General features: G+C 66.0%; 14 protein-coding genes and 1 tRNA gene. 8 read left to right on the forward strand and 7 right to left on the reverse strand.

Annotated features, from left to right (window positions below; translation table 11 throughout):
- The first annotated feature begins 23 nt into the window (after positions 1 to 23).
- The 3 genes from GH2_RS17465 (at position 24) to GH2_RS17475 (ending at position 3,916) form a co-directional block, all read left to right on the forward strand.
- Positions 24 to 1,076 (forward strand): ABC transporter ATP-binding protein, encoded by a 1,053-nt coding sequence (locus GH2_RS17465; protein WP_066171021.1) that lies wholly within the window; start codon positions 24 to 26, stop codon positions 1,074 to 1,076.
- Positions 1,077 to 1,207: 131 nt separating this feature from the next.
- Entirely contained in the window at positions 1,208 to 2,251 is a 1,044-nt protein-coding gene (locus GH2_RS17470; RefSeq protein WP_066171024.1) for an extracellular solute-binding protein, read from the forward strand.
- 6 nt (positions 2,252 to 2,257) lie between these two features.
- Complete coding sequence (locus tag GH2_RS17475) at positions 2,258 to 3,916, forward strand: ABC transporter permease (RefSeq protein WP_084247597.1); 1,659 nt, start codon at positions 2,258 to 2,260, stop codon at positions 3,914 to 3,916.
- A gap of 64 nt (positions 3,917 to 3,980) precedes the next feature.
- Here GH2_RS17475 and GH2_RS17480 read toward each other — a convergent pair whose 3' ends face one another.
- The 3 genes from GH2_RS17480 to GH2_RS17490 all read right to left on the reverse strand — a co-directional run bounded on the left by GH2_RS17480 (position 3,981) and on the right by GH2_RS17490 (position 6,855).
- Positions 3,981 to 4,691, reverse strand: a complete 711-nt coding sequence (locus GH2_RS17480) for a DsbA family oxidoreductase (protein ID WP_066171027.1) — start codon at positions 4,689 to 4,691, stop codon at positions 3,981 to 3,983.
- 81 nt (positions 4,692 to 4,772) lie between these two features.
- Positions 4,773 to 5,360, reverse strand: coding sequence for a hypothetical protein (locus tag GH2_RS17485; protein ID WP_066171030.1), 588 nt, complete (start codon positions 5,358 to 5,360; stop codon positions 4,773 to 4,775).
- Positions 5,361 to 5,430: 70 nt separating this feature from the next.
- A complete protein-coding gene (locus tag GH2_RS17490) occupies positions 5,431 to 6,855 on the reverse strand; it encodes a DHA2 family efflux MFS transporter permease subunit (RefSeq protein WP_066171032.1) in 1,425 nt (474 codons plus the stop codon).
- A gap of 71 nt (positions 6,856 to 6,926) precedes the next feature.
- On the opposite strand from GH2_RS17490, the gene GH2_RS17495 reads away from it, so the two are divergent.
- The 4 genes from GH2_RS17495 (at position 6,927) to GH2_RS17510 (ending at position 9,016) form a co-directional block, all read left to right on the forward strand.
- Positions 6,927 to 7,526 (forward strand): TetR/AcrR family transcriptional regulator, encoded by a 600-nt coding sequence (locus GH2_RS17495; RefSeq protein ID WP_066171035.1) that lies wholly within the window; start codon positions 6,927 to 6,929, stop codon positions 7,524 to 7,526.
- A 30-nt stretch (positions 7,527 to 7,556) separates the two neighbouring features.
- Positions 7,557 to 7,630: transfer RNA gene (locus GH2_RS17500), tRNA-Leu, on the forward strand.
- A gap of 189 nt (positions 7,631 to 7,819) precedes the next feature.
- The gene (locus GH2_RS21690) at positions 7,820 to 8,422 is read left to right on the forward strand and encodes a DUF5343 domain-containing protein (RefSeq protein WP_157086137.1); all 603 of its coding nucleotides are present in this window, start codon (positions 7,820 to 7,822) and stop codon (positions 8,420 to 8,422) included.
- 132 nt (positions 8,423 to 8,554) lie between these two features.
- Positions 8,555 to 9,016 (forward strand): Swt1 family HEPN domain-containing protein, encoded by a 462-nt coding sequence (locus GH2_RS17510; RefSeq protein ID WP_204701042.1) that lies wholly within the window; start codon positions 8,555 to 8,557, stop codon positions 9,014 to 9,016.
- A 9-nt stretch (positions 9,017 to 9,025) separates the two neighbouring features.
- On the opposite strand, the gene GH2_RS22205 is transcribed toward GH2_RS17510, so the two are convergent.
- Genes GH2_RS22205 through GH2_RS17520 form a run of 3 tightly spaced genes read right to left on the reverse strand, consistent with a single transcriptional unit; the run spans position 9,026 to position 11,174 of the window.
- Positions 9,026 to 9,730: a site-specific integrase gene (locus GH2_RS22205; protein WP_307825495.1), complete on the reverse strand. Its 705-nt coding sequence runs from the start codon at positions 9,728 to 9,730 to the stop codon at positions 9,026 to 9,028.
- The gene (locus GH2_RS22210) at positions 9,703 to 10,440 is read right to left on the reverse strand and encodes a tyrosine-type recombinase/integrase (RefSeq protein WP_307825494.1); all 738 of its coding nucleotides are present in this window, start codon (positions 10,438 to 10,440) and stop codon (positions 9,703 to 9,705) included. Before GH2_RS22210 ends, GH2_RS22205 begins: the two co-directional genes overlap by 28 nt.
- Positions 10,441 to 10,442: 2 nt before the next feature.
- Positions 10,443 to 11,174, reverse strand: a complete 732-nt coding sequence (locus GH2_RS17520; RefSeq protein WP_066171041.1) for a recombinase family protein — start codon at positions 11,172 to 11,174, stop codon at positions 10,443 to 10,445.
- 316 nt (positions 11,175 to 11,490) lie between these two features.
- Here GH2_RS17520 and GH2_RS17525 point away from each other — a divergent pair, with 316 nt between their 5' ends.
- On the forward strand, positions 11,491 to 12,153 hold the full coding sequence (locus GH2_RS17525; RefSeq protein ID WP_066171044.1) for a hypothetical protein: 663 nt from the start codon (positions 11,491 to 11,493) through the stop codon (positions 12,151 to 12,153).
- Between the two features lie 368 nt (positions 12,154 to 12,521).
- On the opposite strand, the gene GH2_RS17530 is transcribed toward GH2_RS17525, so the two are convergent.
- On the reverse strand, positions 12,522 to 13,511 hold the full coding sequence (locus GH2_RS17530; protein WP_066171049.1) for an HNH endonuclease: 990 nt from the start codon (positions 13,509 to 13,511) through the stop codon (positions 12,522 to 12,524).
- Positions 13,512 to 13,774: the final 263 nt, after the last annotated feature.

Below are 13,774 nucleotides of genomic sequence, written 5' to 3' on the forward strand. Positions count from 1 at the left end.
CCACCGCTGAGTAACCTGAGTCGATGTTCCAGATTCGCGGCGTCACGCGGACGTTCCCGTCCCGCCCAGAGCCGGTGCAGGCACTCCGAGGCATCGACCTCGACGTCGTCGACGGCGGTCTCACCGCGATCCTCGGCGCCTCCGGATGCGGTAAGACCACGCTGTTGCGCATCCTCGCGGGCTTCGACCGCCCCGACGCCGGCGAAGTGCGGCTCGGCGAGCGAGTGGTGGCCAGCCCGGGCGTCTTCGTGAAGCCGGAGAAGCGCAGCGTGGGCATCGTCGCCCAGGAGGGCGCGCTGTTCCCGCACCTGAGCGTCGCCGCGAACATCGCGTACGGACTGCCCGGAAACGCCTGGTCGGCGGCCGAGCGGCGCAGTCGCACCGAGCGGGTCGAGGCGATGCTCCGCCTGGTGGGGCTGCCCGGGTACGGCGACCGCCGCCCGGCGCAGTTGTCCGGCGGCCAGCAGCAGCGCGTCGCGCTCGCCCGCGCGCTGGCGCCTGCACCGTCGGTGGTCCTGCTCGACGAGCCGTTCTCCGCGCTCGACGCCGCCCTCCGGGTGGAGTTGCGCGAGGAAGTGCGCGACCTCCTCCGCTCCATCGAGACCACCGCCGTGCTGGTGACGCACGACCAGAACGAGGCCCTGTCCCTCGCCGATCACGTGGCGCTGATGCGCGACGGACTCGTGGTCCAATCCGGCACGCCGCAGCAGGTGTACGACCATCCCGCCGATCCGGAGGCCGCCGCGTTCCTCGGCGACTCGGTGCAGGTCCCGTGCAGCGTTCTGCTCGACGACGACGCCGGCCACGACGGCATGCTGGTGGTGGACTCCCCGCTCGGCTCGCTGCGCGTCCCCGCCGCGTCGGTGCACGACGGCACCCTGGTGCTGCGGCCCGAACAACTCGAGATCGCCGAGACCGGAGTTCCCGCAACGGTGTTCGCGACCCGGTTCTTCGGCCACGACGGCCTGGTCCAGTTACGGCTCGACGACGGCACGCCGCTCCGCCTACGCGTGGCCGGGACCGACCTCCCCGCCCTCGACGCCTCCGTCCTGGTGCGCACTGTCACCGGCCGGTGACGGACTTTTCCGCGCAAACACCCCATTGTTCCGGCGGCCACAAGGTGAGACTATCCTTACCTAGTCGCAAGACTGTGGCACCGACCACGTCACCCCCGCGACGTTGAACGCCGAAAGAATCGAGAACACCTATGTCGCCTCAGTGGAAACGCAAGCGCAGCGTCCGACTGCTGGCTTGTGCCACCGCCGCGATCGCCACGATCGGCCTCGCCGCGGGCTGCTCGTCGTCGGACGACCCCGACGACACCACGTTGACCCTGTACTCGGGTCAGCACGAGGACTTCGCGAAGGCCCTCGCCTCCGGTTACGAGGAGGCCACCGGCGTCAAGGTGGAGGTGCGCGCAGGCAAGGACGCCGAGATGACCGGGCAGATCATCGAGGAGGGCGACCGGTCGAAGGCCGACGTCATCATCACCGAGGAGCCCGGCCCCATGGGATCGCTGGACAGCAAGGGTCTCCTCGCGCCCGTCGCGAAGGACGTGCTCGCCGCGCCGGACCAGCGCTTCGTCCCGTCCACCGGCAACTGGCTGCCGATCGCGGCGCGCTCACGCGTGATGTTCTTCAACCCGGAGAAGATCACCGAGGACAAGCTTCCGCAGTCGGTCCTCGACCTCACCAAGCCCGAGTGGAAGGGCCGGTTCGCCTACGCCCCGTCGGGCGCGTTCAAGTCGACCACCGCGTACCTGATCAACACGATCGGCAAGGACCGGACGCTCGAATGGCTCAAGGGCATCAAGGAGAACGGCGTCAACGAGCAGAAGAACGGCAAGGTGCGTGACAGCGTCGAAGCCGGTCAGCACGAGTTCGGGCTCTCGAACCACTACTACTGGTACATCCTCGCGAAGGACAAGGGCGGACAGGACAAGCTCACCTCGCGCGTGCACTACGTGAACAGCGACGACGCCGGTGCGCTGATGCTCGCCTCCGGCGCCGGGGTGCTGAAGTCCAGCAGCAAGCAGGAGCAGGCCGCCGAGTTCGTCAAGTGGCTCAGTTCCGCCGACGGCGGCCAGAAGGTCGTCGCCTCCGCCACTCCGCAGTTCCCGCTGGTGGCCGGAGTGACGAGCGAGTACGGTCTGCCCGCGCTCGATTCGCTGACGTTCCCGCAGTTCGACCAAGCGTCGCTGCAGAACGTCGACGAGGCCAACGAGGTGCTGAAGCAGGCGGGAATCGTCTAAGCGCCCATGTCGCCGAGTGATCAGTTCGACGGTTCCGGCTCGACCGCCCTCGCGGCGCTCGAGCCGGAGCCGTCGGCTGTCCACACCGCGCTTCCCGACGACGCCCGACGCGCCCGCCCCGGTCGTCGACTGCCGCTGACGCTGGTCGTCCCGGGTGTCCTGATCGCCGTCGCGGCGCTCTCCCCTGCCGCGTATCTGCTGCTGCGCGCCGGGTTCAGCTTCTCCCTGTTGCGCGACGAGCTCAGCAGTCCCACCACGCTGCCGCTCATCGGCAACACCCTCAAGCTCGTCGTCATCGTCACCCTCGGGACGGTGATTCTCGGTGTCGGCGCCGCGACGCTGATCGCCCGGACCACCCTCCCGTTCCCCCGGGTGTGGACGGTGCTGCTCACCCTGCCGCTGGGTGTTCCGACGTTCGTCGGGTCGTACGCGTGGGTTGCGTTCAGCTACCGCTACTTCCCCGAGTCCCAGCTGATCTTCGGGCTGGGCGGATCCGCTGCGATCCTCACCCTCACGCTGTTCCCCTATGTCTTTCTGCCGACCCTCACCGCGCTGCGTCGTCTGGATCCCGCGCAGGAGGAGGCGGCCCGCGCCCTGGGACACGGACCGGTGCACGCCTTCTGCCGGATCACGCTGCCGCAGCTGCGGACGGCGATCGCGACGGGCACCCTGATCATCAGTCTGCACCTGCTCGCCGAGTACGGCGCCGTGCAGATGCTGAACTACGAGACGCTCACCACCGCGATCGTGCAGCGCGCCAACCTGCTCGGCATGCCGGAGTCGGCGCGAGCGCTGGCCGTGGTCCTCGCGCTCGGCGCCCTACTGCTGTTGGGTGCGGACCGCCTGCTCCGCGGCCGGGTGACTCCGGTCCGCACCGGCGGCGGCACGCCGCGACCGCCCATGAAATGGCGGCTCGGCGCAAGCACTCCGCTGTGGTTGGCGCTGTGCGCCGCGGTGGTCGTCGCGGCACTCGCGATCCCGCTGTGGGTGACGGCGTCGGGCATCGTCGACCACCTCACCGGCTCCGGCGGCGACGTCGACTGGGACGCACTGTGGCAGGCGCTCGGCAACACCGCCCAGTGGGCGACGGCCGCCGCAGTGATCGCGACCGCATGCGCGCTGCCGGTCTCCCTGCTCGCCGTCCGGTACCCGGGGCCGGTCTCGACGTTCGTCGAGCGCTCCACCTGGCTCGCGCATGCGCTGCCCGGCGTGATCATGGCGCTCTCGCTGGTCTATCTGTCCGTCCGCTGGCTGTATCCGCTGTACCAGACACCGTCGTTGCTGGTGATCGGGTACGTGGTGATGTTTCTGCCGCTCGCCGTCGGCGCGCAACAGGTCGGCATCGGCCAGGCGTCGGTCCAGTTCGACGAGATGTCCCGCGCCCTCGGGAAGGGACCGGTGCAGACGTTCTCGCGGATCACGCTGCCGCTCTCACTCCCGGCGATCGGCACCGGCGCGCTGCTCGTCGGGCTCGATGCGGGCAAGGAACTGACGACGACGCTGTTGATGAAACCGACCGGCGAGCACACGCTCGCGACGGCCCTGTGGGCGACGACCGACGGTGAGGTCCTCGACTTCACCGCGGCCAGTCCCTACGGCCTCGCCCTGCTGTTGATCGGCGCCGTGCCCGCGGTGCTGCTGGCGCGCGCAACGCTGCGGAACTGAGCCACCCAAACGTCTGTGGGATCTGCGCCCCTGGAGGGCGCAGATCCCACAGACGTTCGCGTCGTCAGTTCTGCGGAACGGCGCACCCGTCCGGTCCGCACGCCTCACCGTCGGCGACCACCAGCGGCTGCGGCTGGGCCTCCGTCCACGCCTTGTCGAGCACCTGGCTGAACAGCTCGCTGGGCTGTGCGCCGGACACGGCGTACTTGCGGTCGAACACGTAGAACGGGACGCCGTTGACGCCGAACTCCTGCGCCTGTCGCTCGTCCTGCCGGACATCCTCGGCATAGCGGATCGGATCATCGAGCACCTCGCGCACCGCGGCCTCCTCGAATCCCGCGTCCACCGCCACCTGGACCAGCCGCTCGGCGTCGCCGAACAGCGGTGCCGCGTCGGCGAAGTTGGCCAGGTACAGGGCGTCGAGCAGTTCTTCTTGTCGTCCGAGCTCCTTGGCCCAGTGCAGCAGTCGATGCATGTCGAACGAGTTGCCGACGTCGCGCCCGGTCACCACATATTCCAGGCCCGCCTCGTTCGCCGACGCGCCCAACTGTCGTTCGCCGGCCTCGGCCTCTTCGGGGGTCCGCCCGTACTTGCGCGCCAGATGGTCGATCACATTGCCCGAGGTGCCCGTGGGCGCCGTCGGGTCCAGCTCGAAGGAACGATGGACCACGTTCACCTGATCGGCGTGGTCGAACGTCGCCAGGGCGTCGGAGAACCGCTTCTTGCCGATGTAGCAGAAGGGACAGTTGACGTCGGTCCAGATCTCGACCTGCATGGTGGGTGCCTCCAGTGTTGGGTGTTCTGCGGAGTTCAACACCGACGGCGGCGGTCCTGTTCCCCGGACGGGGGCACGACGCTAACGACAGCCCTCGAGGTTCGCAGCATCGGCCGGGGTGGAACCATAATCAACGCAGTCGATGGCGCTGCCGACGGCGACGGCGATCCACTGACCGCCGTCCGTCCCCGGTGAGTACCGGAACAGGACGCCGGTCGGCTGGTGCACTCCGTCGGGCTGAGTGCGGGCGCGCGCCGAAGTCCCCGAGCATTGGACGCTGTCGAAGACGACCGGCGTGACCAACTGGTAGGCGATCGACGAGTTCGCGGCGATCGATGCGAAGGAGCCTGCTGACGCCGAATCGCACGGGACGACGGTCGGCTGTGTCGTGACCTCCGGTGCCGGTGTCGTCGCCTGCGGTGTCTGCGTGGCCGCCGGCTGCTGGACCTGAGTCGTGGTCGGCTCGTCGGCGGGTGGCACTGCTGTCTCGGGTACCGATCTCGCCGGACGCTGCGCGGACGTGTCGGACGTCGAGTGCGGTGCGGTCGGCTGTGCCCCGGTACTCGATGAGGGCGCCGAGACCGCCGAGTCGGTCGCCGAACAGGCGGTGCTCAGACTGGCGAGAACGCCGCCGGCGAGCAGCGCTGCAGCGATGGTTCGACGATTCATGATGCCTCCTGAGGTGCTGTGGTCCCGACACTCGGAGGTCGGAGGCGGTGCCGGACCTGTTACCCCGGCGTCATTCGTGTGAATGGACGACGACTCGTGTCTGCGGGCCGCTCGCTGACGCGGGCGCGGGCCGGTTCGGCAGCAGCAGTGCCAGGAGCGCGCCCACGGCCGCCAGCGCCGTCGACCACCAGAACGCGTCACGGAAGCCGACGCCGGAGGTCGCTCCGGCGGTCAACACCACGGCGACGACCGCCGTCCCGAACGAGCCGCCGACTTGCTGGAACGTCCTGGTCACGATGCTGACGTCGTGGCGCTCAACGGCGGAGACGCCGTAGAACCCGGACGCCATCAGCGGGCTGAGCAGCGTGCCGAGTCCCAGCCCGCGGACCAGCAGCACCGCCATCAACGACACCAGGTTCGTCGACTGGTCCGACATCGCGAACGGCACCGTCGCGATCGCCACGATCGCGAACCCGCTGACACCGACCCAGCGAGCGCCGAACCGGTCGGTGAGGACACCGGCGATCGACCGTGACAGCAGCGCGCCGACGCCCTGCGGGATCAGGATGAGGGCCGCGGCGAGCACTGTCTCGCCGCGTTCCTGCTGGAGGTACAGCGGTAGGAGCAGCATCGCCCCGAAGTTGGCGACGCTGAAGAAGAACAGGGCGATCGACGACGCCGACACCGGCTTCTTCGCGAGGACGCGCACGTCGACGAGAGTGGCGTGCGCAGCGCGGAGAGATCGGAGCGCGAACGCCGTGAGCAGGACGAGTCCGACGATCACCGGGATCAGGACGTCGGTGCGGACGATGCCGTTGTGCGAGTTGGAGAGCCCGAGGAGGACGCAGACCAGTCCCGGGGCCAGGAGCGCCAGGCCGATCACGTCGAGGCGGGTGCGGACGCTTCCCGCCGCGTCGCGGTCGTCGGGGATGCGTCCCGCCAGCGCCAGTGCGATGAGGCAGATGGGCACGTTGACGACGAACATCCACTGCCAGTCCAGCCAGTGGAGGATGACGCCGCCGATCACCGGTCCCAGGATCGGCCCGAGGGCGGTCGGCAGACTCACCATCGCGACCAGTCGTCCCAGGGCCTGGCCGCCGCTCGCGGCGACGAGCACCGACGTCATCAGCGGGAACAGCAGGCCTGCGCCCACTCCCTGCACCGCGCGAAAAACGATGAGCGCCTCCACATTCCACGACAGCGCACACAGCACAGAGCCGATCAGGAACAGCAGCAGGCCGGTCCGCCACGCGCGGCGGGAGCCGAAGCGGTACGCCGCCCAACCTGCGAGCGGGACGCCCACCGCCAGAGCGAGAAGGTAGGCCGTGGCGACCCACTGCACCAGGTCGACCGTCGTGCCCAGGTCCGTGGTCAGCCGGTCGAACGCGATCGTGACGATCGTGGTGTCGAGGATCGGTGCGATCAGTCCCGCGACGACGGCGACGGCCACGCGTTTCGCTTCAGGTGGAATCGGCGCGACGGATTCGTTGGCCATCACATCCCCTTAGATTCAGATGTGTATCTTATTGCGAGATCAAAGATAGGCCTGTGCGTTAAGATGCGCAAGTGGATCTTAACGAGAATCGTCCGACGCGACGGCGGGGCGCGGAACTGGAAGCCGCCATCCTCGACGCCGCGTGGGCGCAGTTGGCCGAGCGGGGCTATTCCGGGCTGACGTTCGAGGCCGTCGCCGACCGTGCAGGCACCAGTCGTCCCGTGCTGTACCGCCGGTGGCCGACGCGCGCCGAACTGCTTCAAGCCGCCGTCGAGTTTCACGGCGACAGACAGGACACGTCGAGCCCGGACACCGGCAGCCTGCGCGGTGATCTCCTCGCCGCACTGCGTCGATCCAACGACAAACGCTCCGACTTCTTAGTCCTGCTCAGCGCCAGCCTCGGTGAGTATTACGAGGAGACCGGGCGCAGCCCGAGCGATGTGCGCGAGTTCCTCCTCGGTCGGCACCGCCTCTCGATCGACGTCATCCTGGACCGCGCTGTCGCCCGCGGCGAAGCCGACCCCGACCGACTCACTCCACTCGTCCGCGCCGTGCCGTACAACCTCTACCGCCACGAGGTGATGATGTCCCTGCACGCCGTGCCGGACCGCACTCTGGAAGCGATCGTCGACGAAGTCTTCCTCCCCTTGGTCACACCACGCGATGAGTGAGCGCAGTGGACCTGGCATGCTTATCCCACGGCCCCTATAGCCCAACTGGCAGAGGCAGCGGACTTAAAATCCGCACAGTGTCGGTTCGAATCCGACTGGGGGCACCGCATCACAGCAGGTCGCAGCCTTTTCACGTTGCGGCTTGCGGCGTTTCTAGGACTTCACCCCGGTCCTACCCCGGTGACCGCGCGCCGTAAGCGCCGGTTTTGTCGGTGGGGCGTGGAATACTTGCAACCGGACTCTCACCTGCAACAAGCGAGGCACTCGTGGCATCAGATAACAAGATCCCTTACATGGCTGCGTACGGGAATATCACGAAGGCGCTGGATCGGATCAAGGAGGCGAGCACGCCGCCGCGCTTCACTCAAGACTTTCTTGAGACAAAGATCGGACTCACCGGCGGTGGCGCGCGTCCCGTGATTCCATTCCTCAAGCGAACAGGATTTCTAAACTCCGATGGGTCACCAACCGACCTGTACCGGCGATTTCGCAGCTCAATCACCGCTGGGAAAGCCGCCGCTGAAGCAATGCGTAAGGGGTACGCAGCACTATACGAATCTCACGAGTACGTCCACGACCTGAGCGATGATCAATTGAAGGACACCATCCTCCAAGCCACGGGATGGGAGAAGTCGAATAGCAATGTTCGGGCGGCCGTCGGATCCTTCAAGGCACTGCGCGCATACGCAGATTTCGATACTGAAGACCCCCATCCGGACCAACTAGAGTACGCAGACACAGAACGCGCCTCATCCACTGACGGCACTGAAATCCCAACCATTACAGAGTCGCCCGACATCAAGCTCTCCTACACGATCAATTTGAACCTTCCAGCCACAACCGATGTCGCCGTATTTAACGCAATCTTCAAGAGCCTCAAAGAGCATCTTCTGTAGGGGCGCTTTGATATGACAAAAGATAGACTCAAGCAGTTCTTTGCAACAAATCAACTTCTCATCCATGACTTAGGCCGAGTTGAGCGCCAGTTAGGAACCGACCTCGGCGCCGTCCAAGAAGCCCAGCCGACGATGACGGACGAGGACTACTACCCGCAGATCCAAACCCACCTACGCGCCGAGGCTGCCCAGATGGGGAAGCACTACGAAGTATTCTACTCGCTTGAGAACACCATCCGGCAACACATCACTGAAATACTATCTTCCGAATCTGAGGACTGGTGGACAACGGAATACATTCCCGGTCAGATAAAAAAGGATTGCGAGAAGCGGAAGAAAACTGAGCGCGAGTCTGGAATAACACCGCGATCGAGTGACCTCTTAGCCTATTCCAATTTCGGCGAGCTCAGCGAGATAATCAAAGCGAACTGGGGGATATTTGCCCAGACCTACTCTAACGTCAAGGCCGTAGAGCGAGTAATGGGTACACTGAACACCCTCCGACTCCCCATAGCCCACTGCTCACCGCTTGCTGAAGACGAAGTAGTCCGTCTCCAGCTCGCAGTTCGCGATTATTTTCGCCTCATGGAGTAGTTCCGCAACCTACCCGAACATCTGGGTCACCGCCCCGACCGCCCTGGCAGGCGTCGGTTCTGGCAGCTCGTTCAGTGCGCCGCCGTCCTCTTCTGGAATCCAGTCCCCGTAGGTGTCGAGCGTGAGGGTAAAAGTGCTGTGCCCCAACCACTTTGACACCTGCATGAAGTGGACCCCTGACATCAGCTGCATACAGGCGAACGTATGCCGCAGGTCATGCACTCGCACGCCGCGAGTCGCCGGGGCGTCGGCTGTGGCTGGCGTGGACACCGGCAGGCCGATTGCCTCCAACGCAGGCTTCATGATGGTGTCGTAGAACGTCCCCATCGCCAACGGCTGCGTCCAGTCGTGCGGCACCGCGTACCGCTCCCCCTTGGGCCTGTAGCCACCGCCATTCTGTCGGCTCGGCCACAGCGGCGCGGTCGGGTTGTGGGCGTGAGGGTGGACCTCATTCAGGTACGTCGCCAGCTTCGCCGCTAGCCAGGGCGGGAGTGGCACGGTGCGCCGGGACTTCTTGGACTTCGGCGTGCCGGTGACCCACTCGCCGTTGCGTCGGGCCTTGGTTCGCTCGACGCGCACTGTGCATCGGGTCTCACCATTGGGGCGGGTCGTGAACACGAGGTCACGCACCTCCAGTCCCGCGTTCTCGGCAGCACGTAGGCCGCTGTACGCCAGGAACTCCACCATCAGCGCATAGATCGGATACGCGGGCAATCCATCCACCTCGCCGCCGATAGCGCCCGACAGCGCGGCGATTTGCCGCGAGGCCAGCGGGGGTGCTCGAACTCGCTGCGCTCGGCGTGGGATCGGGCGGTGTCGAAGTCCACGCGGTCGCATGGATTGCTCGCCAGGGCGTCGTGCTGGGTCGCGTACTTCATCACTCGGCGCAGCACGCTCCACACGTGCTTGACGCTGGCTGAGGTGAGCGGCTTACCGCCGTTCTGCCGTGCGGGTCGAGTGACCAGTACGGCCAGGAACTCTTGAACGTCGCGGGGCGTGATGGACGCGATGGCCCGGTGGCCGAACGTCGGCAGCACGTTGAACCTCAGCAGCCGCTCGTAGTCGTCCAGCGTCCGTTGCTTCAGCCGGCCACGCGCCACCTTCAACGCCTGCGCATCGAGCGAGCCTTGGCAGTAGTAGCCGAACGGCTGCTCACCGGCGATCTTCGCATCGGCCAGCGGCGTCGTCCCTTGGGCGGTTCGACGGGCGGCGTTGAGCTCGTCGCGGCGAATCTCAGCAGCCTCACGGGTGGCGAAGGACTCTTGGCGGCTACGCTGCTTCTTCCGTCCGTTCGGGCGCTCAGGGTTCAGCGGTACCGGCAGTCCCATCTCATCCCGCACCGGCTCAGTCCACACGACTTCATATCGCTTGAGTGCCTTGCCTTTTCGTCGCTGGGCCGTCTCGTACGTGCGAATGTATGCCATCGCTACGCCACCCCCTCACGGTCGAGCACGCGGCGAACGGTCGCATACGCCCACTTCGCACCGCCTCCAGGCGTCGGTACACCGATTGAATCTAGTTGCGCGGCAATCGCTTTCGTCCCTAGCCCTTCATCCCGACGCATCACCACGATTTCCTCCACGACGAGCGGGTGAATGCGACTTGGCCGGCCAAGCTTCTTACCCTCGCGCTTCGCCCTCGTCAGGCCCTCTTTCGTGCGGTCGCTGATCCGCCGACGTTCCTCAGCAGCCACGGCGAGGCGAATGTCAGCCGTGAACCGTTGGCTCGGTTCGCCGCTGTCGGCACCTTCGCAGTCCATCAGGCGCCAACCGCGCTGCTCGGCACGCTTGTACAACTCTGCGGCGTCGAGCTCGTCTCGCGTGGCTCGGTCAAGCGCTCGCACCAGCAGCACGTCCGCTAGTCCAGCCTCCAGGGCGGTGATCGCGACGGCGCGCCCATGCATCATGCTCGCCTTGGTACCGCTGACAACGTCGCTGGTCACAGTCAGTAGCTCGTTGCCGTGGGCCTCGCAGTACGCGGCGAGCGCTTCCTGTTGGGCGCGCAGGCCGTAGCCGTTCTGACCCTGCGTGGCAGTGGACACGCGGACGTACCCGATCACGCGCAGCGGTCCACGCGGCGTCTCGGTTGGGCGCTGTGGGGTGTCGGCCAGGGCGCGGCGTAGCGCCGCCGTCCGTTCTGAGGTTGAAGTCTTGGACATGATGCTGGGCTTGCTGTCTGTCGGCGGCGTGCCTGCCGCTGCTCGAATGGTTTGGTCTCGGTAGCCGTATACGTTCAAAACGGTCAAAAACGATTCCGGCTACCCGAACGCACGACGGCATACGGGGTAGCCACTGAATGCCGCCTGCCTCCATCGCTCGCCAAGTTGACGGGCGTCTACGGCGAGGAAGGTGAGCGCGAGGGTTCAGGCGCTTAGCGTGGCGATGGGGTGCGGGGCGGTGGCAGACTGCCAGCGCGGCGAGAGCGGAGCGAGAGGTTTTCGACGGCCAAACGGTCTCTACACCGGCACGGACGGCGTGACCCCGCCGCCCTACATGGGCCGTACGTTCCCCGAAACCACGAGTCACTACCTGACCACCGGCACCGACGTACTCGACAGCGCAGGCGTGGAGGCAGCACTCAAGGCTGTCACCTCCAAGGGTTACGGTCCGGTGGCCGGCGCGCAGCTGGTGCTGCTGTGCAACGAGCGCGAGGCCGACCTCATCTCAACTTGGCGCCGGGGACTGCCGTCCCGCGAAGCGACGGCGGATGAGGTCGCGGCTGACGCGAACGCAGTCGGGCCGACCGCCAAGTACGACTTCGTACTCAGCGCCAGCGCCCCGGCTTACCTCACCGACGAAACCATCGTCGGCCGCCAGGCACCCAGCGACTTCAACGGCCTCCCAGTGTTCGACAGCTACGGCGAGGCCTTCGTCATCAAGAGCGAGCTGATCCCTGCGGGGTACGTGATCGCGGCAGCGACCGGTGGCCCGAACAGCGAGGGCAACCCCATCGCCATCCGCCAGCACCCGAACGCCGCATACCAGGGTTTCCGCGAGATCCCCGGTGCTGAGCAGTACCCGCTCATCAACAGCTACTGCCAGCGCAGCTTCGGCGTCGGCGCACGGCATCGTGGTGCGGCGGCAGTGCTCCAGGTGACCGAGGACGCGACCTACACCGCACCGACGTTCGCGGTGTAACAGCTTCGCCAACCCAGCGCCGTTGCACCTGGGCCGCAGCCGCCCTGGAGTTGGTGAGGAAATCGCCCCGTTCTGCCTGGCCACGCTCCCGGTCAGCCAGGGCGGGGCGTTTCGTATCTAGTTGAGGAATAGCGATGCAACGATCTACCGACCCCGGTGCTTCAGAGTTCTCTCCCGCCCGTTCAGGCGGTCGCGCGGCACGCCGTCGCGGTACTGCGCCGCCCGCATCGGTTACGCCGCCGATTGCACCGGGCCTGGAGTACCGAGGCACCATCGCCAGCGACACAGTTGCCGAGGCCGTCAAGGCCCAAGCACGACTGCTGAGCCGTCGCCCCGCCGTGGCACCTTCGCCGAAGCGACATAGATAACTACACGTTGCCGATGAGCGCCCGAAGCTCGTCCGGCTTCAGCCACGGCGACCGTCGATGAATCATCCGGTGACAATTCGCGCAGAGCAACACCAGATCCTTCAGTCGATTCGTTGTCTCGCCTGACTGAGACAGCGGCACGACGTGATGGACCTCGATGTAGTCACGCCCACGCGCTCCGTAGAAGTAGCCGAAGTCAAACAAGCAAACCTCGCAGTAGACCTGGTTGTCGTGCTTCGCCTTGAAGTCGTTGATCTTCCTCTGGCGGAGTTTTCGATCGCGCTCGCGTGCGAAGTGCTGCCTCTGGAGGATGCGCCCCTCGCTCGCTCCCTCGTCTTCATCCTCGAACGCCACACTCAGGTCCACCGACGTCGAGCCGTCCGCGACGGTTTGCCGAATCTGATCCGCGACACGCGCCATATCCTCGGGCGCAGCCCGAAAATCGTTGAGAACCAACAGGTCCAGCTTGCCGCTATGTATCGCCGTCCGACCTGGCAGCAGCGACGCTAGATCAAGAGTCTTGCGCGCGACCCCCTTTCGATTGCGAAAAGTGTCCAAGCGCGTCGCGGGCGGATGCAGTGGCAGCTGCTGCAAGAGCGCGGACAGCTCTCCTACCCGATCGTCCGTGGACCGAAGTTCTCGCCACCCGTTCTTAGCCACGAGATCGCACGCCAGAATCAACTCGTCCCGCGCCCAGTCTGGGTTCTGTGTCGGCGCTACTTGCACTTCAAAGCCGAGCTTGCGAAGCACCGTCGCCACAGTCTTGTCCCCGCCGCTGAAGTCGTTTGATCGAACCGCATCCTGGCCTGGCAGGTATCCGTACGCCGCACCGACGACAGCCTTCGAGTCGTACCGCGTGCCGTTGCGAACGACAAAGTACGCACGAGCGGGTCCGTAGTGGTACTTCGACAGAAAGCCGTCTCGACCTCGCAAATCGAACTCATCCAGGGCGAGGTTTACCGCTTCGACGGTCAGGTCAGAGAGCTTCACCGCGCCAGATTATCGGCGACGTGCGACAAACTCGCCCGGTCACCCCGGTCACCCCGGTCTCACCCCGGCGACCGAGGGCGATATCAGGTCGTCCTGCGCCGACCCCGGTCCGTCCCGAACCGTCCCGAACAGTCACCGTTTCCGCTGGTCAAGTGGGGTAATCCAGGGTGCTCGATAGCGATCTGCGCAGGTCCGCGAAGTCCCAGGAAACGCCCACCGTCCGTTCTTAAAATCCGCACAGTGTCGGTTCGAATCCGACTGGG

The organism is Gordonia hydrophobica NBRC 16057 (assembly GCF_001592365.1).
GTDB lineage: Bacteria > Actinomycetota > Actinomycetes > Mycobacteriales > Mycobacteriaceae > Gordonia > Gordonia hydrophobica.